This window comes from Sphingomonas sp. BE138 (assembly GCF_031456125.1).
Lineage (GTDB): Bacteria > Pseudomonadota > Alphaproteobacteria > Sphingomonadales > Sphingomonadaceae > Sphingomonas.
The window spans coordinates 353,773-375,261 of record NZ_JAVDUC010000002.1; the positions used below are offsets into that span (position 1 = coordinate 353,773).

Annotated in this window: 21 protein-coding genes and 1 tRNA gene; 11 read left to right on the forward strand and 11 right to left on the reverse strand. The window is 69.1% G+C overall.

Annotated features, from left to right (window positions below; translation table 11 throughout):
* The first annotated feature begins 12 nt into the window (after positions 1–12).
* From mreC to J2Y58_RS04580, 5 genes are all read left to right on the forward strand, one after another.
* Entirely contained in the window at positions 13–921 is a 909-nt protein-coding gene (mreC, locus tag J2Y58_RS04560; protein WP_310099291.1) for a rod shape-determining protein MreC, read from the forward strand.
* Positions 918–1,427 carry a rod shape-determining protein MreD gene (mreD, locus tag J2Y58_RS04565; RefSeq protein WP_310099293.1) on the forward strand — a complete coding sequence of 170 codons (510 nt, stop codon included), beginning with the start codon at positions 918–920 and terminating at the stop codon, positions 1,425–1,427. Before mreC ends, mreD begins: the two co-directional genes overlap by 4 nt.
* Entirely contained in the window at positions 1,424–3,562 is a 2,139-nt protein-coding gene (gene mrdA / locus J2Y58_RS04570) for a penicillin-binding protein 2 (RefSeq protein ID WP_310099296.1), read from the forward strand. The genes mreD and mrdA overlap by 4 nt, the downstream gene beginning before the upstream one ends.
* Entirely contained in the window at positions 3,559–4,671 is a 1,113-nt protein-coding gene (gene rodA / locus J2Y58_RS04575; RefSeq protein ID WP_310099298.1) for a rod shape-determining protein RodA, read from the forward strand. The genes mrdA and rodA overlap by 4 nt, the downstream gene beginning before the upstream one ends.
* Positions 4,672–4,771: 100 nt before the next feature.
* A tRNA-Lys gene (locus J2Y58_RS04580) sits at positions 4,772–4,847 on the forward strand.
* A gap of 219 nt (positions 4,848–5,066) precedes the next feature.
* Here J2Y58_RS04580 and J2Y58_RS04585 read toward each other — a convergent pair.
* The 5 genes from J2Y58_RS04585 to J2Y58_RS04605 form a co-directional block, all read right to left on the reverse strand.
* Positions 5,067–5,633 (reverse strand): sugar O-acetyltransferase, encoded by a 567-nt coding sequence (locus J2Y58_RS04585; protein WP_310099301.1) that lies wholly within the window; start codon positions 5,631–5,633, stop codon positions 5,067–5,069.
* The gene (locus tag J2Y58_RS04590) at positions 5,630–5,857 is read right to left on the reverse strand and encodes a hypothetical protein (RefSeq protein WP_310099304.1); all 228 of its coding nucleotides are present in this window, start codon (positions 5,855–5,857) and stop codon (positions 5,630–5,632) included. The genes J2Y58_RS04585 and J2Y58_RS04590 overlap by 4 nt, the downstream gene beginning before the upstream one ends.
* A gap of 38 nt (positions 5,858–5,895) precedes the next feature.
* On the reverse strand, positions 5,896–7,572 hold the full coding sequence (locus tag J2Y58_RS04595) for a GMC family oxidoreductase (protein ID WP_310099307.1): 1,677 nt from the start codon (positions 7,570–7,572) through the stop codon (positions 5,896–5,898).
* 63 nt (positions 7,573–7,635) lie between these two features.
* Positions 7,636–8,193 carry a gluconate 2-dehydrogenase subunit 3 family protein gene (locus J2Y58_RS04600; protein ID WP_310099310.1) on the reverse strand — a complete coding sequence of 186 codons (558 nt, stop codon included), beginning with the start codon at positions 8,191–8,193 and terminating at the stop codon, positions 7,636–7,638.
* A 161-nt stretch (positions 8,194–8,354) separates the two neighbouring features.
* Entirely contained in the window at positions 8,355–8,681 is a 327-nt protein-coding gene (locus J2Y58_RS04605) for a hypothetical protein (protein ID WP_310099313.1), read from the reverse strand.
* A 134-nt stretch (positions 8,682–8,815) separates the two neighbouring features.
* On the opposite strand from J2Y58_RS04605, the gene J2Y58_RS04610 reads away from it, so the two are divergent.
* From J2Y58_RS04610 to J2Y58_RS04620, 3 genes are all read left to right on the forward strand, one after another.
* Positions 8,816–9,622, forward strand: a complete 807-nt coding sequence (locus J2Y58_RS04610) for a formate/nitrite transporter family protein (protein ID WP_310099316.1) — start codon at positions 8,816–8,818, stop codon at positions 9,620–9,622.
* A 49-nt stretch (positions 9,623–9,671) separates the two neighbouring features.
* Complete coding sequence (locus J2Y58_RS04615) at positions 9,672–10,430, forward strand: ZIP family zinc transporter (protein WP_310099318.1); 759 nt, start codon at positions 9,672–9,674, stop codon at positions 10,428–10,430.
* 145 nt (positions 10,431–10,575) lie between these two features.
* Positions 10,576–12,303 (forward strand): methyl-accepting chemotaxis protein, encoded by a 1,728-nt coding sequence (locus tag J2Y58_RS04620; RefSeq protein WP_310099321.1) that lies wholly within the window; start codon positions 10,576–10,578, stop codon positions 12,301–12,303.
* A 78-nt stretch (positions 12,304–12,381) separates the two neighbouring features.
* On the opposite strand, the gene J2Y58_RS04625 is transcribed toward J2Y58_RS04620, so the two are convergent.
* A complete protein-coding gene (locus J2Y58_RS04625) occupies positions 12,382–13,764 on the reverse strand; it encodes a methyl-accepting chemotaxis protein (protein ID WP_310099323.1) in 1,383 nt (460 codons plus the stop codon).
* A 244-nt stretch (positions 13,765–14,008) separates the two neighbouring features.
* Between J2Y58_RS04625 and J2Y58_RS04630 the strand changes: the two genes are divergently transcribed.
* Positions 14,009–14,833 carry a sulfurtransferase/chromate resistance protein gene (locus J2Y58_RS04630; protein WP_310099325.1) on the forward strand — a complete coding sequence of 275 codons (825 nt, stop codon included), beginning with the start codon at positions 14,009–14,011 and terminating at the stop codon, positions 14,831–14,833.
* On the forward strand, positions 14,830–16,245 hold the full coding sequence (gene chrA, locus J2Y58_RS04635) for a chromate efflux transporter (RefSeq protein ID WP_310099329.1): 1,416 nt from the start codon (positions 14,830–14,832) through the stop codon (positions 16,243–16,245). Before J2Y58_RS04630 ends, chrA begins: the two co-directional genes overlap by 4 nt.
* 146 nt (positions 16,246–16,391) lie before the next feature.
* On the opposite strand, the gene J2Y58_RS04640 is transcribed toward chrA, so the two are convergent.
* From J2Y58_RS04640 to J2Y58_RS04660, 5 genes are all read right to left on the reverse strand, one after another.
* Complete coding sequence (locus J2Y58_RS04640) at positions 16,392–17,279, reverse strand: SDR family oxidoreductase (protein WP_310099333.1); 888 nt, start codon at positions 17,277–17,279, stop codon at positions 16,392–16,394.
* Entirely contained in the window at positions 17,276–17,761 is a 486-nt protein-coding gene (locus J2Y58_RS04645) for a helix-turn-helix domain-containing protein (protein WP_310099335.1), read from the reverse strand. Before J2Y58_RS04645 ends, J2Y58_RS04640 begins: the two co-directional genes overlap by 4 nt.
* Positions 17,762–18,041: 280 nt before the next feature.
* Positions 18,042–19,079 carry a ferritin-like domain-containing protein gene (locus tag J2Y58_RS04650; protein WP_310099338.1) on the reverse strand — a complete coding sequence of 346 codons (1,038 nt, stop codon included), beginning with the start codon at positions 19,077–19,079 and terminating at the stop codon, positions 18,042–18,044.
* Positions 19,080–19,090: 11 nt separating this feature from the next.
* Positions 19,091–20,089, reverse strand: coding sequence for a ferritin-like domain-containing protein (locus J2Y58_RS04655; RefSeq protein ID WP_310099340.1), 999 nt, complete (start codon positions 20,087–20,089; stop codon positions 19,091–19,093).
* Between the two features lie 124 nt (positions 20,090–20,213).
* Positions 20,214–20,957, reverse strand: coding sequence for a dienelactone hydrolase family protein (locus tag J2Y58_RS04660; RefSeq protein ID WP_310099343.1), 744 nt, complete (start codon positions 20,955–20,957; stop codon positions 20,214–20,216).
* Between the two features lie 91 nt (positions 20,958–21,048).
* Here J2Y58_RS04660 and J2Y58_RS04665 point away from each other — a divergent pair, with 91 nt between their 5' ends.
* Entirely contained in the window at positions 21,049–21,423 is a 375-nt protein-coding gene (locus J2Y58_RS04665) for a hypothetical protein (protein WP_310099345.1), read from the forward strand.
* Positions 21,424–21,489 lie beyond the last annotated feature (66 nt).

Consider the following 21,489-nt stretch of genomic DNA (forward strand, 5'->3'; position numbering starts at 1 on the left):
GAGGTGACGGCAATGGCGCCGTCGCGGGATCGGCGCCCCGGCTTTTCGCGGCGCGCGCAATACGGACTGTTCGTCACCTACGTGCTGGGGATCGCCGGCGCGGTGGTCGGGGCGGTGCTGCTTGCGCTGTCGACCTTCCGTCCCGCCGCCTTCCAGGTGGCGCAGGCCGCCGTCGCGGAGGCCACCGCGCCCGTCGCCTCCGCCGCGGGCGTGGCGGTGCGCGCGGTCGCCAGCGTGCCGGAGGCGATCGGCACCTGGTGGCGCGTTCATGACGAGAATGCCGAGCTGCGCGCGCGTCTGGCGCGCGCGCGCGGCGCGCTGCTGGTCGGGCGACAGGCGCGGCTGGAGAACGTCCGGCTGCGCGCGCTGCTGGGCCTGCGCGATCGCGGACCGCAGGTCGTCACCACCGCCCGCATCGTCAGCACCAGCGCGTCGAGTACCCGCCGCTACGGCCTGCTCGACGCCGGCAGCTGGCAGGGCGTGGCGGACGGTCAGCCGGTCAGCGGCCCGGAGGGACTGATCGGACGCGTCCTCTACGCCGGCCCCAACACCGCGCGCGTGCTGCTCGTCACCGACGCCGAAAGCGTGGTGCCGGTCCGCCGCACCCGCGACAATCGCCCCGCGCTGGCGGCCGGGCGCGGCGACGGCCTGCTCGACATCCGCACCATCGACACCACCGACGGCCAGTTCCGCCCCGGCGACATCTTCGTGACCTCGGGCACCGGCGGCATCTTCGTTCCCGGCGTGCCCGTCGCGCGCGTGCTGCGCGGCGGTACCGAGAGCGCGCCCGCCCGGCCGTTCGCGCGCCCCGACGTGCTCGACTATGCCATCGTCCATCGTGCGTTCATGCCCCCTCCGCCACCGGCACCCACGCCGACCCCGGCGCCCTCCCCTTCGCCGACCGCCACTCCCGATCCGTGACGCTTCCCGCCCGCCCCGCCTTCGAGGAACCGCTCACCGCGCGGCGCGCCCGCCTGTTGCCCTGGACGACCGTGCTCGCGGGGTCGCTGGTCACGGTCCTGCCGTGGGGCGCGACCCTGCCGCTGCTCCCGCCGTTCGGGCTGCTGCTGATGCTGTCGTGGCGGCTGCTCGCACCTTTGTCGCTGCGCGTCTGGGCGCCCGCCCTGCTCGGGCTGTTCGACGATCTGGTGTCGGGCCAACCGATCGGCAGCGCCATGCTGCTGTGGACGCTCGCCTATTTCCTGGTCGAGGCCATCGACGCGCGTTCGGGCGTGCGCGACTTCGTGCAGAGCTGGGCGATCGCCGCGCTGGCGATCGCGCTGGTCCTGGCGGGCGGACGACTGGCGGCGACGCCGCTGGGTGCCCATGTCGATAGCGTGCTATTGATCCAGATAATGGTGTCCGTCCTGCTCTTCCCCGCCGCCGCGCGGCTCGTCGCGTGGATCGACCTGAGGCGCGCGCCATGAGGCCGCGCGCGCCCAGGATCATGACCGAGGCGGCGCAGAGCTACAGTTTCTCGCGTCGCGCCTGGCTTCTGGGTGCCGGGCAGTTCGGGCTCGGCGGGCTGCTGATCGGGCGGATGGGCTATCTCGCGGTCGCGCAGAACGAGCATTACAATCTCCTCGCCGAAAGCAACCGCGTCAGCATGACGATGATCCCGCCGCGCCGCGGCTGGATCGTCGACCGCAACGGGCAGCCGATCGCGAGCAACCGCACCGATTTCCGCGTCGACGTGATCCCCGACCGGCTCGAGGATCCCGAGCGGGTGCTGGCGCAATTGCGCAGCCTCCTCTCGCTCACCGACGAGGATCTCGCGCGCATCCGCCTGCAACTCGAACACTCGCCCGGCTTCCGCCCGGTCGAAATCGCCGAGAACATCGATTGGGATCGCTTCGCCGCGGTGCAGGTCCGCCAGCCCGAGCTGCCCGGCGTCCAGCCGACGCGCGGTTTCGCGCGCCACTATCCGGCCGGCGCCGCCGTCGCGCATCTGATCGGGTACGTCGGCGCCGCCACCGCCGAGCAATACAAGAAGACCCGCGATCCGCTCTACGTCACGCCCGGGTTCAAGCTCGGCAAGGACGGACTGGAAAAGACCATGGAGCCGCTGTTGCGCGGCACCGCGGGCGCGAAGCGTGTCGAGGTGACCGCGCGTGGCAAGCTGGTGAGGGAACTCGCCACCCGCCCCGACGTGCCGGGCCGGACGCTGCGCCTGACGATCGACGCCGGGCTTCAGGAATATGCCGCGCGGCGGCTGGGCACCAACTCGGGTTCGGCGGTCGTCTTCGACTGTCGGAGCGGCGAGATGCTGGCAATGGTGTCGATGCCCGCCTACGACCCGAACAGCTTTTCCGAGGGCATCAGCCAGCTCGAATGGAAGATGCTGAGCGCCGACGATCACGTACCCTTGATGAACAAGGTGACGCAGGGCCTCTACCCGCCGGGGTCGACCGTGAAGCCGATGAACGGCCTCGCGCTGCTCGCGGCGGGAATCAGCCCCGACGAGCGCGTGTTCTGTTCGGGCGCGATGCGCGTCGGCAACGGCGTGTTCCATTGCCACAAGCGGCATGGCCACGGCCCGCTCGATCTCAAGAACGCGATCATGCAGAGCTGCGACATCTATTTCTACGAAATGGTGCGCCGCGTCGGCTACGATAAGATCGCGCCGGTCGCACGCGCGCTCGGGCTCGGGGAGAAGTTCAACCTGCCGTTCGCCACCCAGCGCTACGGCACCGTTCCCGACAGCGCGTGGAAGCAGCGCAAATATCATACCGACTGGAAGGTCGCCGACTCGCTCAACGCCTCGATCGGCCAGGGCTATGTGCTTGCCAACCCGCTGCAACTGGCGGTGATGGCCAGCCGGCTCGCCTCGGGCCGCAACCTCGTGCCGACGATCATCCGCGATCCGTTCAAGCCGCATGCCGAGCCGCTGCCGATCGACCCCGAGCATTTCCGCCTGATCCGCGAGGCGATGAACGGCGTCGTGAACGGCGGCGGCACCGGCGGCGCGGCGCGGATGCAGGTGCCCGGCGTCGCGATCGCCGCCAAGACCGGCACCGCGCAGGTGCGTCGGATCACGATGGCGGAGCGGCGCTCGGGCGTGCTGTCGAACGGGCAATTGCCCTTCAAGCTGCGCGACCACGCGCTGTTCGTCTGCTTCGCCCCCTATGACAATCCGCGCTACGCCGCTGCGATCGTGCTGGAGCATAACGGCCATACCGTGCGCAACCTCGACACCCCGATGATCGGCCGCGACATCATGACCTATCTGTTCGACCGCGAACGCGCGATGAAGAGCCTGGCCGAGGTCGAGCCGACCTGGGGCGGCGACATCGCGACGCGCATGGCCGCCGAGCGCGCCGCCTATCGCGCCGCGCACGCTCCCGCCCCGCCGACCGTCGACGAGGAGGACGTTCCCGCCTCCGGCTCGCCCGCGGTCGCGGCGGCCACGGACGCCTCGAACGCCAGCGCGGAAGCGACCGCGCGCGACGTCGCCGCCGGCGACGGGCCGGCGCGCACCGGCTCGCCCGAACCCGATGGCGACGGCGAGCGGCGCCTGCCCGCCCCGGACGGCACGGTTCCGGCGACCGGCGGCCCGCGATGAGCGGCTTCGTCCCCGCCCCGCTCACGCGGCTGCCGTGGCGCATGCTGCTGCTCGTCACCGCGATCGGCGCGTTCGGCCTGGTCGTGCTCTATTCCGCGGCAGGCGGCAGCATCCGCCCGTGGGTCATTCCGCAGGGGCTGCGCTTCGCGGTGTTCATGGTCGGCGCGGTCGCCTTGTCGCGCGTGCCGCTCGACTGGTGGAAACGCTACGCCTTCTGGATCTACGGCATCTTCCTGGTGCTGCTCGTCATGGTCGAACTGCTCGGCGCGGTGCGCGGCGGCAGTCAGCGCTGGCTGGGCTACGGCCCGGCGCGGATCCAGCCGTCCGAGATGATGAAGCTGGCGATCGTGCTCGCGCTCGCGCGCTTCTACGACATGCTGCCCGCCGCGGAGACGCGCCGCTTCCAGGCGGTGTGGCCTGCCGCCTTGCTGATCGGAATGCCGGCGCTGATCGTGATGATGCAACCCGATCTCGGCACCGGGCTGATGATCTGTGCCGGCGGCGCGACCGTGATGTTTCTGGCCGGGATTCCGCTACGATTGTTCGTCGGCGGTGCACTGGGCGCGGCCCTGGCGATTCCGTTGGCGGTAAATTACGTGCTGCACGAGTACCAGCGCCACCGCGTGCTGATCTTTCTTGATCCCGAAAGCGACCCGCTGGGTACCGGCTACCACATCAGCCAGTCGAAGATCGCGATCGGATCGGGCGGGCTGTTCGGCAAGGGCTTCCTGCAGGGCACGCAAAGCCATCTCGACTATCTGCCTGAGGGACATACCGATTTTGTCTTCGCAACGATGGCGGAGGAATGGGGATTGGCGGGCGGCGCGTTTCTCATCATCGCCTTTCTGCTCGTCATCCGCTGGGGGGTGAACGTCGGCGTCCGCGCCGAAGACCGCTTCGCCAAACTCGCCGCCGCCGGCCTTGCCACCACGATCTTTTTCTACATGGCAATCAATCTGATGATGGTCATGGGGCTGGCGCCGGTGGTCGGTATACCGCTGCCGCTGGTCAGCTTTGGTGGCTCCGCACAGATGACGGTGCTGATCTCCCTCGGCATTCTGATGGGCATCGACCGCTCCATCTCGCTACGGTCACGCGCGCGGTGGTGAAAAAATGAAAAAAGGGGTTTGCGAATCCCGAAAGCGCTGTTAGAGGCGCGCTTCCCGATCGCGGGGCGGCTCTTCGGAGGCGCTTCCACCCTGATCGGATGGACGCATAGCTCAGTTGGTAGAGCAGCTGACTCTTAATCAGCGGGTCCTTGGTTCGAGCCCAAGTGCGTCCACCAAATTCTCCAACGGCCTCGCAGCGATGCGGGGCCGTTGTGCTTTGGACATCTCGCGACGTCGGCCTCGATACCGCTGGGATGCTGATAGCGCTTGAACGGCCGTCCGGCATTCACCGAGCCAACGCAGTGTCCAGCTAAGAAAGCATCAAGGCTATGATCGGCTTCGCCGCCGGGAGGCCCTTCCCAGTGGGAAATTGACCTTCCCGCAGCGGCGATGCGCTACCGCTCGCGTGCCGGGTTGCCGGCAACGGTCGCGCCGGCGCGCACGTCGCGCGTCACCACACTGCCTGCACCCACGATCGCATCGTCGCCGATCGCCACGCCGGGCAGGATCAGCGCTCCGCCGCCGATCCACACGTTGCGCCCGATCGCGATCGGTCGCCCCCATTCGGCCCCGGTCGCGCGCTCGACGGGATCACGGGGATGGTCGGCGGTCAGGATCTGCACGCCCGGCCCGATCTGCGTCCCCGCACCGATCGTCACCGCGACGACATCAAGGATGATGCAGCCGTAGTTGAGAAAGACGCCGTCGCCGAGGCGGATATTATAGCCGTAGTCGCAGTGGAACGGCGGCCGGATCACCGCCCCCGCCCCGACCGCGCCCAGCCGTTCGGCAAGGATCGCGCGTCGTTCGTCCGCAGAGCGCGCGCCGGCGGCATTGTAGCGCTCCATCCACGCGAGAGCGTCCTGATGATCCGCGATCAGTTCGGGATCGCCGGCGTGGTAGGGCTGGCCGGCCAGCATCTTCTGCTTTTCGGTCGCCGGCCCGTTCCGCGCGTCGGTCACGCGTCGCGCGCCGTCAGCGGCACCGACGCCCGACCCGCTCGCGGCGCGACGCCACCATCGCCGCGCATCGCATACAGATGGCGCAGGATCAGCGCGAGATCGCTCTCGCTCAGCCCCGAGGCGGGATCGATCACCACCCCGGCCGGCAGCGGCTCGACCCACGCCGCGAGCCGGTTGCAGGCCGCGCCCAGTTCGGCGTCGGCGGAGTCATCGAAAGCACCCATGCACCTGCTTACCCCCGCGCAGCCAGCCGGGAAAGCGATCAGATCACGCCCGCCTGCATCTGCTTCACGGCATGGTCGGCGGCGCGCGCGGTCATCGCCATGAAGGTCAGCGACGGATTGACGCACGACACCGACGCCATCTGCGCACCGTCGGTGACGAACAGGTTCGCCGCGTCATGCGCCTGGTTCCAGCCGTTGAGCACCGACGTGGTCGGATCGCGCCCCATCCGTGCACCGCCCATTTCGTGGATCGCCTCGCCCGGTACATGCTTGCCGCGGCTACCTTTGACGTTGGTCAGCCCGGCTCGGCGCAGCATCAGCTGCCCCTGTTCCAAAGCATCGTCCATCATTCGGATCTCGTTGTCGCGGAACGTGACATCGAAGCGCAGCAGCGGCGTGCCGAAGCGATCCTGCTTGTTGAAGTTCAGCATGACGCGATTGTCGTCATACGGCAGGCATTCACCGAACGCGCCCATCTGGAACCGCCAGGGACCATATTCGCGCATCCCGTGCTTCATGTCGGCACCGAACCCCTCGACCATCGCCGGCTGGCGGCTCGCCCCGCCCTGATAGCCGTAACCGCGCTTGAACGGCAGTTCCTCGGACGAAAGGTTACGAAAACGAGGCACATAGACGCCGCCCGGACGGCGGCCGTATTCAACCAGGTCGGTCATGCCGGGGATGTCGCCCGACACGCCGACGCGGAAGATGTGATCCATCACCGCGCTGCCCAGCGCACCGTTCGAATGGAACCAGCTCCGCTCGCTGTCCGGCGCGCGCGAATTGAGCAGGATGTGGAGCGAACTCATTGCCGACGCGCACAAAAACACCATGCGCGCCGACACGACCTCTGCCACGCCGGTGTTGGCGTCGACCATCCGCACGCCGGTGACGCGCTTCCTGGCGGGGTCGTATTCGAGGTTGGTGACCCAGGTGTCGGAGCGCAACGTGAGCCGCCCGGTCGCGCGTGCGGCCGGCAGGGTGACGGACTGGGTCGAAAAATAGGCCCCAAAACTGCACCCGCGATGACATTGGGCGCGCTTCTGGCAGCGGCTGCGGTTCTGTTCGGGCTTGTCTTCGGTGATGTTGCTCAATCGCGCGTTGATCAGCTTGCGGCCCGGAAACTCACTCTCCAGCCGCCCCTTCAGCCATTCCTCCGCGACGTTCATCGGGAACGGCGGCATGAACTCGCTGTCGGGCAGATAGTCGAGGTTCTCGCGCCCGCCCGACACGCCGATGTATTTCTCGACATAGCTGTACCAGGGCGCCACGTCGTCGTAGCGGATCGGCCAGTCGACGCCGACGCCTTCGCGCTTGTTCGCCTCGAAATCGGCCGGCGCCCAGCGGAAGCTCCACCGCCCCCAGGTCAGCGACTTGCCCCCGACCACCGCCGGCCGCACCCAGTTGAACTTGTTGGGCGCGTCATAGTCGTACGGATTGAGCCGGTCGTTGATGAAGAAGGGCTGCGTCGATGGCGATACCCAGCCGTTCAGCGCGAAATAGTCGCGCTTGGCCAGCGCGGCGGGCATCCGGTCGCGCGCGGGAATGTCGAACGCCGACTTGCCGTCGAACGGATAGTCCTCGCCATGCTCGACCATCCGCCCGCGGTCGACCATCAGGACGCGCAGTCCCTTCTCGGTGAGCTCCTTGGCGGCCCAGCCGCCGCTTACGCCGGAGCCGATGACAATGGCGTCGAAGCGATCAGTTGCTGCCATGATGGGAAAGTCCGCCGGATCGAGTGTCGAGACAGAAGGTCGCGCGCGCTAGCGACCACGGGGTCACGCGGAGAAGATCCGCTTGACCTTCGCGTACGGATAGGCGCCGTCATAGTCGCCGGGCACGGGCAGGTAATGCCGCTCCTGCGTAATCCCGACTTCCGACGTGTAATAGCCGGTGAGCACCAGCTGCTTGAACGCGGGGAAGAAACCTGCGGCGCCGGGCAGCTTGTCGTTCATCGCCAGCGTCAGCAGCGCGTCCTGCTGTTCGGGCGTGGCGCGGGCGGCGGGGACGCGGTAGTCGGCGGTGCTGCGCGCGTCGATCGCAGCCAATCCGCCCAGGATCGTGGCGCGATCGTCGTCGATCGCCCAGTCGCCCAGCATATGCTCGATATAGGCCGGGACGCCGGCAGCGATCGCGCCGGGCGTATCGGTGGTGGGGATCACGCGTTCGCTGAGCGCCGCGACCAGCGCGCGCTGCGCCGGGGTGAACACGGGTGCGGGCGCGCCGGTGTTGATGACAGGGTCCGGCCGATAGGCGGCGGCGCGTGCGAGCGGGGCGAAGACGCTCGCCCCGAAAGCGGCGACCATCGCCGCCAGTGTGTCGCGACGATCGATCATCGTGCCGCCCCGGCACGCGGCATCCGCCAGGCCTTGCGCATGTCTCTCCCCAACCCGTTGTCTTTCAGGACGGAAGGTATCGCTCCCATGTCACGACAGTCAATGCGATCGGGGTCGTAGAGGCGTCGCGTGCGAGGCGCACCGGAACCTCGTTGACGCCGTCAGCGACAAGAAGCGCGGGTCTGCTGCGCAAGGGCCACGTCGCCGCCGTTCATCGCCGCCTCCGCCGCCTCGCGGCACCGGCCCGACACGGACAGGTCCTCGACCCGCCTGGGCAGCATCCGCGTCGCCTCGGCCTGGCTGTTCGCCGCCGCAGTCGTGGCGGCTGCCTGCCGCTCGATCAGCACGCGCTCCGCGTCGAGCCGCTGCGCCGCCATCCGGCCCGCTTCCTGCTCGCTATAGGTCGGCGACCGGCCGAGATTGCAGAGATAGTCGGCGGGTGTGCACTGCACGGGCGAGGCAGCGGCGATCAACAAGGGCAGGACCATGGCGGTTCCTTGAGCGAGTGCGGTCGTAACTCGCTGATGTTCATCGCGATATGGGAGAGCGGGCGCACCAATCCAATCCGGGCGATGCGTCATATCGCGCCGCGCGGCGTTGAGGCGGGCGAGAGGGGACGCCAGTGAACGCCGACGACAGCGCAGCCGAGCAACAAGAGGCCGAGGAACGGAGCGCTCCCCCGGCGCGCGTCGTTCACGCCGCCGTGGCGGAACAGGGCGAGGAGGAACTGGACCGGCCGTTGTCGTCGCTGTTCTGGTCGGGGCTCGCGGCCGGGATCGCGATCATGGCATCGGTGTGGGTGAGCGGCGCGCTGCACCATTACCTGCCCGCCGCGCGATGGTCGGAAGCGGTGATCGCGCTCGGCTATCCGTTCGGATTCCTGATCGTGGTCCTTGGCCGATTGCAGCTGTTCACCGAACATACGTCGGTCGCGGTGCTCCCGGTGGTGCGGCGACCCAGCCTGCGCGGCGCAGGGCGGCTGGCGCGGCTGTGGGGAACGGTGTTCGTCGCCAATATCGTCGGCACGGCGGCAATCGCGGCGCTGGCCGTCTTCGGACCGGTGCAATCCGCCGACGTGCTGACCGGCATGCTGGCGGTGGCGCGGAAGCTGGCGGAGCGCGACGCCGCCGCGACGTTGCTGCAGGCGATTCCCGCCGGGTTCCTGATCGCGTCGATCGCGTGGATCCGCTCGGCGATCGAAGGAAGCGGCTTTTCGACCGTCTTCGCGGTGACCTACGCCATCGCACTCGGCGGTTTCGCGCATGTGATCGCTGGTGCGGCGGAGGCGTTCCTGCTGCTGTGGCATGGCGATGTCGGTCCGGGCTGGGTAGCGACGGGCTTTCTGCTGCCGGCACTGGCGGGCAACATCATCGGCGGCACCGGGCTGTTCGCGCTGCTGGCGCATGCGCAGGTCAAGGACGAGATCTAGGAACCATCCGGCGCGAAACGGGCGCCCGGACTGACAGACGGGAGGCAGCATGTCGGGACTATGGGCGGCGGGCTTCTGGGGTCTGGTGGGGGGATCGGCGCTGGTCCTGGGCGCCGCCATCGCCTGGTTCGCCACCCTGCCCCAGCGCCTGATCGCCTCGATCATGGCGATCGGCGCGGGCGTGCTGATCTCCGCGGTCGCGTTCGACCTGATGGACGAGGCGTTCCGGCAGGGCGGGTTCGATTCGACCGCGACCGGCTTTCTCGGCGGTGCGGTCGTCTACACCGCCGCCAACATCATCGTGTCCCGTCGCGGCGCGAAGCACCGGAAGCGGTCGGGCTCCAACCCGCACGAGCGTCAGCCCAATGCGGACAGCGATTCCGGCGCGGCGATCGCGATCGGTGCGCTGCTCGACGGCATTCCGGAATCGGTGGTGATCGGCGTCAGCCTGCTGAGCGGGGCCGGCGTCAGCGCGGTGACCGTCGCCGCCGTCTTCCTGTCGAACGTGCCCGAGGGCCTGTCGAGCGCCGCCGGCATGAAAGCCGCGGGGCGATCGCCCGCCTATGTCTTCGGCGTGTGGGGCGGGATCGCGGTCGCCTCGGCGGTCGCCGCGATGATCGGCAACGTGGCGCTCGCGGGCAGCAGTCCCGACCTGATCGCCGGCGTCACCGCGGTGGCGGCCGGCGCCATCCTCGCCATGCTGGTCGACACCATGATCCCCGAAGCGACCGAGGCGACCCACGACTATTCGGGGCTGATCGCCGTGGTCGGCTTCCTCATTGCCTTCGTTCTGACAAAGAGCGCCTGAGCCACGCCTGCGCACCAATCTATCTTAGTTGTTATATTTTCACGCTTTTTGTTCATCAGGACGCGGCCGGGCCGCTCTTGCGCGGCGTGATGAACAACATAGGTGGAAACGAAAGATGGGTCGTGCGGCAGCAAGGATCGGCAGGTTGAGCCTGTCTGCCAAGGTGACATGGCTGATCGTCCTCGCACTCAGCATCCTGTCGCTCGTCACCGCCGCGGTCACCGCCACCGTGCTGGCGATCAACGCCGAGCGGAGCGCGACCGAGCGGCAGGAAGCGAACATGCGCGTGGCGTGGAGCATCATCGGGCGCCGGAACGCACCCGCGAGCGTGGATGGCGACCGGCTGCTGATCGACGGCCGCGTCCTGAACGGCGACGATGCGGCGGTGGACCGCGTCAAGCAGCTCGTCGGCGGCACCGCGACGATCTTCCGCGACGACACCCGCATCGCCACCAACGTCAAGAACCCGGACGGCAGCCGTGCGATCGGCACGAAGCTGACCAGCGACGCGGTGCGGCAAGCCGTCTTGCGCGACGGCAGGAGCTATCGCGGTCGCGCCGACATCCTCGGCACCAATTATTTCACCGCCTATGATCCGATCAAGGATGCGGGCGGCCATGTCGTCGGCATCCTCTATGTCGGCATCCCCGCCGCCGACTTCCTGGCCGGCATGCACCAGGTGCAGCGCGGCATCGCGATCGTCGCCGTGCTGATGACGCTCGGCATCGCGCTGGCGTGTCTGGCGATGACGCGCCGCATGTTCCGCCCGCTCGGCGAGATGCGCGGCGCGATGACCGAGCTTGCCGGGGGCCGGCTCGACGTCGCGATACCCGGCATCGGGCGCCGTGACGAGATCGGCGCGATGGCGACCGCCTTGTCGGTCTTCCGCGGAGCCGGCGAGGCGAAGGCGCGCGCCGATGCCGAGCAACGGCAGGTCGTCGACACGCTCGCCCGCCAGCTCGCCGCGCTGGCGCAAGGGCGGCTGACGCAGCGGCTGGGCGCCAGCTTGCCGCCCGGCTATGCCGCGCTGGCGCACGACTTCGACCGCGCGCTGGCGGCGATCCACGATGCCATGGTCGGGATCGGCGCCGCCAGCCAGAGCGTCTACCGTTATACCGCGGAACTCAGCCACGCGTCCGACGACCTGTCGTGCCGCACCGAGCAGCAGGCGGCGAGCCTCGAGGAGACCGCCGCGGCGTTGAGTGCGATCGCGGATACCGTCAAACAGGCGGCGGTCGGCGCCGCCGCGGCGCAGTCCGCCATGCATGACGTCCACCACGAGGCGCAGGCCGGGGCGACGGTGGTCCGCGATGCGGTCGCCGCGATGGGCCGGCTGGAGCAGGCCTCCACGGAGATTGCCGAGATCATCGCGGTGATCGACGGCATCGCCTTCCAGACCAACCTGCTCGCGCTCAACGCCGGTGTCGAGGCCGCGCGCGCCGGCGAGGCGGGCAAGGGCTTCGCCGTCGTGGCCAGCGAAGTCCGCGCGCTGGCGGGCCGCTGCTCGGATGCCGCCACCGACGTGCGCCAGCGCGTGGTGCTCAGCGGCCAGCAGGTCGAGACGGGCGTACGGCTCGTCAACGCAACGGGCGGCGCGCTGGAGCGGATCACCGCGCGGATCGGCGCGATCGAGACGCAGGTCGCCGAGATGGCGGACGCCGCCTCCGAACAGGCGACCGGCCTGCGCCAGATCGACGTGGCGCTGGCGCAGATCGACGGCACGACGCAGCAGAATGCGGCAATGGTGCAGGAAGTGACGGCGGTGACCCGCAAGCTGGAGGCACAGGCCGGGGCGCTGGAGGATCAGATCACGCGCTTCGACGTCGCGACCCCCGGCGCTCCCAGGACCGCCGCGCTCGCCCGCGCGGCGTGACGCGCGGGCGGCCCCGCGCGGGCCGCCGCAGTCCTCTCGCAATAGCGACGGTGCCCCGGCGCGGCCCGCCAGCTTGCGCTATCCCTGATCGCGGTAGGCCAGCTGAAGCACGCCCCAATGGGCGCCGTTGACGTTGATCGACGCGATGACCTGCTTCAGCAGGACGACGCCGCCATCCGCGAGCGGTCGGCGGTACGCCTTCAGGCAGAACGGCTTGGTGATCTTCACCTGCTGGGCGGTCTCCGGAAGATGGAAGAACACGCCCGCGCGGGAGTGCTCGACGTTCCACGCCCTCTCGCCCGGGCGCTGCGGCAGCGACCGCTCGGGCATGGCCACGGCGCCGAAGCATCGACGATCGGTGAAGCTCATCCCGAAAAAGCCCGGAAGTGGCCGTGCGGCTTCCTGATGCGGTCGCGCCAGCGTGGTCAGCAACGCCATCGCCGGATGCGTGAAGAGCGGCGGGTCCGAGCCCTCGACCGGGGCGTAGGCATCGCTCAGGATGACGGTTTCGGCAAGCTCCCCGTTCCTGACCGCGGTCGCCAGCCCGGCAGATACCTGACGCGCCGCCTCCACCGCGAAGCGGATGTAGCGGCGGTCCGGCATGTCCGCGTCGCTTTCGGCCAGCATCTGCAACAGGTCGTTCGTATCGTCGCTCACCGACGTGACGCGCGTCGACAGGCGCTGCAGGCCGCTGGCGTTGTCGGCGGACGTCTCGGCCAGACGGCCCAGTCCGTTCTTCACCTCCGCGGCGGCCAGCACCATCGACGCGATGCGATGGGCAACGGTGCCGCTGTTGCGCTCCAGCCCTTCCATCAGCAGCCGGATCTGCGCCACGCGCGCCTTGACGTCCTGCGTGCCCTGGTGGGTCGAACGCGCCTTGGAGACGCCAAGGTTCACGCGCCCCAGCATCGCCTCCGCCTGCGAGGTGAGCGTGTCGATGGAGGTGTTGATCCGCGATGTCGCCGATGCGGTCTCGGACGCCAGCTTCTTGACCTCGCCCGCGACCACCGCGAAGCCGCGCCCCGCGCTGCCGGCGCGCGCGGCCTCGATCGTGGCGTTCAGCGCGAGCAGGTTGGTCTGCTTGGCGACGGCGTCGATCAACGCCGTCACCCGCCCGACATCCTCGAGTGCCGCCGTGAACGCGCCCAGGCTGTCGTGGATCAGGCTGACCTGACCGATCAGGTCGAGCACGTCGCCCATCGCCGTCTCGATCTGCTTCTGCGAATTCGCCAGCAGGCCGTGCGCGTCCGTAGTGGCGCCGAGCGCCTCCTGCGCGGCGACCGCGACGTTCTCGGCATCGCTGGCGAGCCCGTTGGTCTGCACCCCGACCGTCTCGATGGTTCCGACCTGCGCGGTCACGCGGGTGGCCAGTTCCGAGATGTCGGCTTGCAGGTCCAGCGTCCTGATCCCGAGCTCGCCCGACCGGCGTGCCGCCTCGGCGATCGTTCGATCCAGATCCACGGCAATTCCTTTCCTGCGCGACGGTAGGGGTTCATGATTAACGAAGCGCTACCTCCCCGCGCTATGTTACTGTCGTCCAAGCAGATTCCTCCCCGCCCCCGATCGGCGGCCATGGAAGGAATGTCCGTATTGCCGGTTGACAAGGCGCAGCGAGCGTGGCTGATTTGGGCGATGGGGACCGCGATTACCCCATGAGGCGTCAGCTAGCGAATCGCGTCCAGCACGACCACGCAAGGGACGCATCATGCCTGCGCCAAACGCCATAGCACCCGACAAACTCGCTCGCCTGATCGCGTCGCCCGGCGCGCCGCGCATCTTCGACCTGCGCGACGCGCCGGCGGACGTCGTTCCGGGCTCGCTGTTTCCGGTTCGATCCGACCCGACGCGATGGGCCCACCCCGCCGGATCGTCGGTCGTGATCGTGGATGCCGACGGCAACGGTTCCGCCGTCGCCGCGGCAGCGATCCTGCGCAGCGAGGGCGTGCCCGCCGAGGTGCTGGAGGGCGGGTTCGCCGCATGGACGGCCGCCGCCCTGCCCACCGTATCGCTCACGCACCTGCCGTCGCGGCACGAGGACGGCCGGACCTGGTGGGTCACGCGCGCACGCCCGAAGGTCGATCGTATCGCCTGCCCCTGGCTGATCCGGCGCTTCGTCGATCCCGACGCGCGGTTCCTGTTCGTCGCCCCCGGCAAGGTGCTGACCGTCGCCGCGCAGCAGCAGGCCGAACCGTTCGACATCGCGGACGAGCGTGTGTTCTGGACCCACCGTGGCGAGCGGTGCACGTTCGACGTGATGGTGGAGACGTTCGGGCTGGATGCGCACGAACCGCTGATGCGCCTGGCGACGATCGTGCGGGGCGCCGACACCGACCGGGTCGACCTCGTCCCCGAGGCCGCCGGTCTGCTCGCCATCTCCCTCGGCCTGTCGCGCCTTCACAGCGACGACCACGTCCAACTCGAGGCGGGGATGGCGGTGTACGACGCGCTGTATCGCTGGTGCCGCGACGCGCAGGGCGAGCGGCACGACTGGTCGTCGCATCAGCCGACGCGCCGGACGGTGTCGGCATGACCGCCGTTGCCACCGATAGCGCGATCCCGGTGCGTCCTGCGCCGGTCACGCTTCGCCAGGCGTTCTGGGTCTGGCTACGCATCGCGATGCTGTCGTTCGGGGGCCCGGCCGGGCAGATCGCGGTCATGCACCGCATCCTGGTCGACGAGAAGCGCTGGATCGGGGAGCAGCGATTCCTGCACGCCCTCAATTATTGCATGGTGCTGCCCGGCCCGGAGGCGCAGCAGCTGGCCACCTATATCGGCTGGCTGATGCACCGGACCCGGGGCGGCATCGTCGCCGGCGTGCTGTTCGTGCTTCCGGGCGCAGCGGCGATCATGGCGCTCAGCTGGGTGTATGTGCTCTACGGGCGCGTCGGCATCGTCGCGGCGTTGTTCTTCGGGCTGAAATGCGCGGTGCTGGCGGTCGTCCTCCAGGCCGTGGTGCGGATCGGCGGACGGGCGCTCACGACCCTGCCCGCCCGCGCGCTGGCGGCGCTCTCCTTCGTGCTGATCTTCTTCGCCGGCGCGCCGTTTCCGTTGATCGTGCTGGGGGCCGGGCTGATCGGCTGGTGGACGGCCCGGCAGGGCAGCACCGCCTTCCGCGGCGGCGGCCACGGATCGGCCAAAGGCCCGCTCGTGGCCGATGCGGACACGTTGCTCGGCGAAGAACTGCCCGCCCATGCGCGCCCGACATGGGCCGAAACGGTCCGCACCGCGCTGGTCTGGCTCGCGCTCTGGCTCGTGCCGGTCGCGGCGTTGCTGATCGCATTCGGGGCCGACGACGTGTTCACCCGCATCGCCACCTTCTTCTCGACAATGGCGATGGTGACGTTCGGGGGCGCCTATGCCGTCCTGGCCTATGTCGCGCAGCAGGCGGTCGAGAACTATGGCTGGCTGGCGCCCAAGGAAATGCTGGACGGGCTCGGCATGGCGGAGACGACGCCGGGGCCGCTCATCATGGTCCTGCAATTCGTCGGTTTTCTGGGCGCCTATCGCGATCCCGGCGCGCTGTCGCCGCTGGTCGCCGGCACGCTGGGCGGGCTGCTGGCGACATGGGTGACGTTCGTGCCGTGCTTCCTGTGGATCTTCCTGGGCGCTCCCTTCATCGAACGGCTTCGCGGCAACGTCGCGGTCGCCGGCGCGCTCTCCGCCATCACCGCGGCGGTCGTCGGCGTCGTGCTCAACCTTGCGGTGTGGTTCGCGCTGCACACGCTGTTCCGCGCGACCGTCGCGGTCGCGGCCGGCCCGCTGCGGTTCGACGCGCCGGTGCCGACCAGCATCGATCCGGCCGCGTTGGTCCTGGCGCTGGGCGCCGCCTATGCGATCTTCCAGACCCGCGCGGGCGTGATCACGACCTTGCTGGCGACGTCCGCCGCGGGGCTGGCGCTCCACCTGGCCGCCGCCCCGGGATTTCATCCGCCGGGCGTTTGAACGGGAAAGCCGGGATCGCCATCAAACCGGCTGACGATTCCACCGGGGTCGCGACCTGCGCGGCCCCGCCTATGCACTCCTCCCATCCCGCTGCCGTCTCATGATCGTTCCACGATCTGCGCGCGCAGCGCCGTCGCCCGCCACCGTCATGCCGCCTGCGCCTGTTTTCCCTTAAACGAGCCGACGAACTGATCGCGGTGGTCGCGGAGGAAGGCCGCGAAATCGTGCGGCGGCGTGCCGGTCAGCCGCTCGATCTCGAACGTCGGATCGATGTCGTGATGACCGGCGACCACGTCGGCGAACTGGACGACGAGCCCCTTCGTCATCCAGCGCGAATTGCCGGTGACACGAAGCAGCGCGGCGAACAACGGGTTCGGCAGGTCGAGATATCGCACCTTGCGCCCGGTCACCTCGCCGAGGCGCTCGGCCGCCGCCTGCATGTCGAAGGTGTCCGGCCCGGTGAGGAAATAGGTCGCGCGCGCATGACCGTCCTCGCGCAGGACGGCGGCGGCGACGCGGGCCACGTCCCGCGTGTCGACCCACGACACCGATCCGTTGCCCGCGACCTGCGGCAGGAACCCCTTCCGGATCGGATCCTTGAACCACAGGAAGTTCTGCATGAACGCGGTGGGCTTCAGGATCGTCCACGCGATGCCCGATGCGCGCAGGTGATGGTCGATCCGCGCATGCGTCCGCGCCCAAGGCACGGTCGAGCGAACGTTCGCGTCGGACGCCGACAGTTTGACGATCCGGCGGACGCCGGCCTGCCCGGCGGCGTCGATCGCGGCGATCTCCTGCTCGAACTGGCGCTGGGTAGGCGGCGTGATCAGGAACATCGTGTCGACGCCGTGCATCGCGGCGGGCAGAGACTCGGGCCGGTCGAAGTCGCCGAGCACCGCATCCATGCCCTTGTCGCGAAGCGCGTCGACCTGCGCCGGCCTGCGGACCATTGCGCGGAACGGCGTCTGCGCTTGTGCCAGCAACCTGCAGATCTCGCCGCCGATGCCGCCGGTGGCGCCGGAAATGAGGATCATGACGAAGGTCCTTTCCGTGGGAGGGGAGCACCCGCCTCGTCGAGGCGCTCGGAGATGACGGCGACCATCGCCTGAAGCGTGGCGATGGCGTCGTGGATGCGCGTGGCGCCGATCTGATCGACGATCGCCCGGTCGATCGGGGCGGCGGCCTGCTCGGCACCCGCGACCGCTTCGACGCCGGAATCCGTCAGCACCACGAGTTTGGCGCGTTGATGATGCGGATTGCGCGTGAGCGTCACCAGGCCACGCTCCGCGAGCAGGTCGACGATGCGCTGCACCGCCTGCCGCGTCAGCCCCATGTTGCGCGCGATCGAAGCGACCGTGAGCGGCACCGGACAATAGCGCAGCGCGGCGAGCACCTGCCACCAGGCGCTGGTGAGGCCGAGATGCTCCACCAGCGCGTTTCCCGCGCTCACCAGACGACCGTTGGCGGCGAAGATCGCGAGCGCAAGGGCACGCGCTTCGGGTAACGCATCGTTCATCGGGCGGCGGGAGGAACATTTGACAACATGCTGTCAAAATAGCGGAGATGCGCAGCGGTTCCCGGGCTGCCCTCGGTCACCCGGACGCGTCGACGCGACCCCGCTCGCGCAACGGCGTGGCTTGCCGGCTCTATGGCGATGTGCCGCTGCCGTTCTGGCCAAATGGGGTGAGCTACGGCGTCGCGCCGACGCTCGGCATCACCTGTGACGTGCCCGATCGGCTCGGCTACGCTGTTGCCCGGACAATGGCGGGCGACCTCGCGATCGCCCGCCGGTCGCCTCACGGATTGGCGGCGCTGGTCTTGATCGTGCCGTTCAGCCCGGCGGGGAAGAACCCGCCGCTGGTCACGGCGGCACGGTTCTGGAAAACGACGTTCAGCACCTGCGGCGCGGTGCGCCCGAGCACCAGCCCGCCGCTGTCGGTCGGCACCAGGTTGGCGGTGGTCGCGTCGCCGATGTCCTGATCGGTGTCGCCGGTCCCGTCCAGCGCGTCACGCGCGTTCGAGATCTGCGTGATGCGCGAATAGATGCTGGGCACCGTCAGCCCGCGCCGCCACAGTTCCGCGCGGATCACGCCGTCATGGTAGCATTCGGTCGCCAGGATGCCGGCCGATGCCTCCAGGAAGGTCTTGTTGGTGATGAGCCGCGCCGACCCGCGATAGGCGGTGACGCCGACGTCGGTCAGCAGGTACGATCCGATCAGGAACGTCTCGTCGTTGAGGAACGGGTCGAAGATCTCGTTCGGCCCGATCACGCCGGCGGCGCGCGCCGCAGCGGTGAAGGCACCGACCGTCGTCGCCCCGCCGATCGTCACGCTGGCGCTGCCCGACAGGTTGATTGCCGGCTGCGCCACCGCTGCGGTGCCCAGCGTCCGGCGCAGGAAGCCGATATGCCCGAGTTCGTCGAACGCGATCTCGCGCGCATATTGCTCGACCACCGCGTCGGTGAAGGTGACCGCGCGTGCCGCGCCGTCGCCGCTGCCGGTGGCGACCGCGCCCTGCTGCCCGGCGCCGGTCTGCAGATTGGCGGCGATGCCCTGACCCGACACCGCGTAGGAGTAATAATTCCCCTCCAGATATTCGAGCTGTAGCGCGAAGTTGAGCACGTCGGCGTCGGTCACCGCGGGTGTCGGCGTCGGACTGGGCGTCGGGCTCGGCTCCGGCACCGGATCGCCGTAATCGCCGTAGCAGCCGCTAAGGAGCGACAGCCCGCCGGTCGCCGCTGCCGCGCCGCCGCACAGCCGGATGAAGTTGCGCCGCGCGGCGCGCTGATGCTCGGCCCGTTCCATCAGGTCGAGGAATTCGGTCTGGTCCTTCATCGCCCCACTCCTCAATTCTGGCCGGAGCGGCGCAGCGCCGCATTGGGATTGTTGGTGCCTGCCGGGAAGAACCCGCCGGACGTCGCCGCATTGGCGGTGAGATAGGCGATGTTGTGCACCTGCTCGGCCGTGCGGCTGAAGACGATGCCGTCGGCGTCGGTCGGCACGATGTTGGCGCTGGTGCCGAAGGTGGTCTGGACCGGCGCGATTCCCTGATCGTCGTCGGCGACGCGCTGCGGCGGGCCGGCGCTGACGGTGGTGCCGTCGAGCTGATCGCGGGCGTCGGAGATCTGCCCCGCGATCTGCCGCAGCACCGGCGTATCAACCCCGCGGCGATACAACTCGCCGCGGATGATCCCGGCGTGGAACGCCTCGGCGGCCAGAATGCCCGCCGCGGCGTCGATGATGTCGCGATCGGTGAGCAGCGGGGAGCCGCCCTTGTACGCGGTTACGCCCACATCCTCGAAGATATAGGCCGCGATCAGAAAGTTGTTGTCGTTGGCATAGGGATCGAACACCCCGCCGCTGGCCGACAGGTCGACTCCGGCCGCGGTGGCGGCGGCGGTGAAGACGGTGGGCGACAGGTCGATCGCGGGCTGCGCCACCGCGGCGCTGCCCAGCGCGCGGCGCAGCGAGGCCACGTGCGCGGCCTCATCCGCCGCGATCTCGCGCGCGTACTGGATGACCTGCCGGTCGGTCAGGTTCGCCTTGCGCGCGCCGCTGACCGCACCTTGCGTCTGCGTGCCGGTCAGCTGGTCCGCGGCGAGCCCGGCACCGCTGAACGCGTAGGTGTAGAATTGCGCTTCGAGATATTCGAGGTTGAGCGCAAAATTGAGGATATCGGTGTCGCTGGGCGCTGTGGCGGTCTGTGCCGCGGCGCGCCCCGTCAGTGCGAGGCCGCCGACCCCGGCCGCCATGCCCGCAACTGCGGTTTTGAAGAAGTCCCGCCGCCGGGTGCGGCGCTCCACGCGCGCATCCAGGACGTCGATCAGCTCGTCACCATCGGGCATTGGCGTTTCTCCTGCCGGGCGGGACCGTTCGAACGACGATCCACTGGAGGGGAGACGCGGCGCGTGGGCAAAGGATGCTGAAGACGTCCGGTAAAAGATATTGATCTAGAACAGTTTTCCCGACCTATGTCAGCGTGCGACGGTAAAAGGCCAGGGTGAGCGCCACCGCCTGGAGGAACAGCGCGGGGTCGTAGCGCGGCCCTTCGTCACGCAGAAACGCATGTTGCGCGTTCCATTCGTGCCACTCGTACGCCGCATCGACCTCCTCCAGGCGCGTGCGGATCGTCGCGCGTCCGGCGGGCGGCACGTGCGGATCCTGCCGTCCCCACACCAGCATCAGCTCGGCGCGCAGATCGGACAGGCGCGCCAGCGTGTCGTCGGCCCGGCCTTCGCCCAGCGTCCCCGAATGCACGTCGGTCGGGTAGAAGCAGGCCGCGGCCGACACGCGCGGGTCGAGCGCGGCGCGCAGCGCGAGGTGCCCGCCCAGGCACACGCCGAACGTGGCCACGCGCCCGGTGCACGCCGGGTGCTCGGCGAGCATGGAAATTGCCGCGCTCGCGTCGGCGTCGAAGGCGGCAACCGGTTTGGTGATCTTCAGCGTGTTGCCGCGGTCGGTGCCCGCGGGGTCATAGCCCAGCGTGGCGCCCGCCGGTTCGTATTCGTGATAGACCTCCGGCACGGCGACGACATGCCCGTTACCAGCCAGCATCGCCGCCAGCCGCCGAATCGGCGCGGTGACCTGGTAGATTTCGGAGAACAGCAGCACGCCGGGAAACCGACCCTCCACCGCGGGACGGAACAGGTGGGTACGCATGGCGCCGGCGCCGGGCACGGGAATGTCGACAATCTCGTCGCTGCGCAGGATCATCCGATCGCCTTCCTTCTCAAAGAACATTATCCATCGTACGTCGTCCCGTCGGCAACATCTCGTAAAGCGCCGCGATGCTATAGAGGCCGCCATGACGGAGCCGACCTATAAGATCGAAGCGGACGCCGCGGGAGAATTCCTGAAGCTGACGCTGACCGGCGATTGGAACGTCGACATTACCGAGCGGTTCGGACGCGAGGTCGCGGCCACGCTCGGACAGATGCTCGCGACCGGCACGCGCCACGGGCATCTGCGTACGCTGATCGACATGCGACACAAGAACGTCGTGCCACAGACGGTGGCTGCGGAGTTCGGCCGGATGGTGCGGCCGGACTCGCCGTCCAAGAAGATCGCGCTGCTGGTGTCCGGCGCCCTGCACCGGATGCAGGCAAAGCGGCTGTCCGATCATCGCCATCGCCTGTTCGATACCGAGGCGGCGGCGCGCGCCTGGCTGTTCGAGGATTGAGCGGCCGCGACCGCGACCCACGATCAGGCACGACGCCGCCTTGACCCTGATGCTACCTCAAGCCCG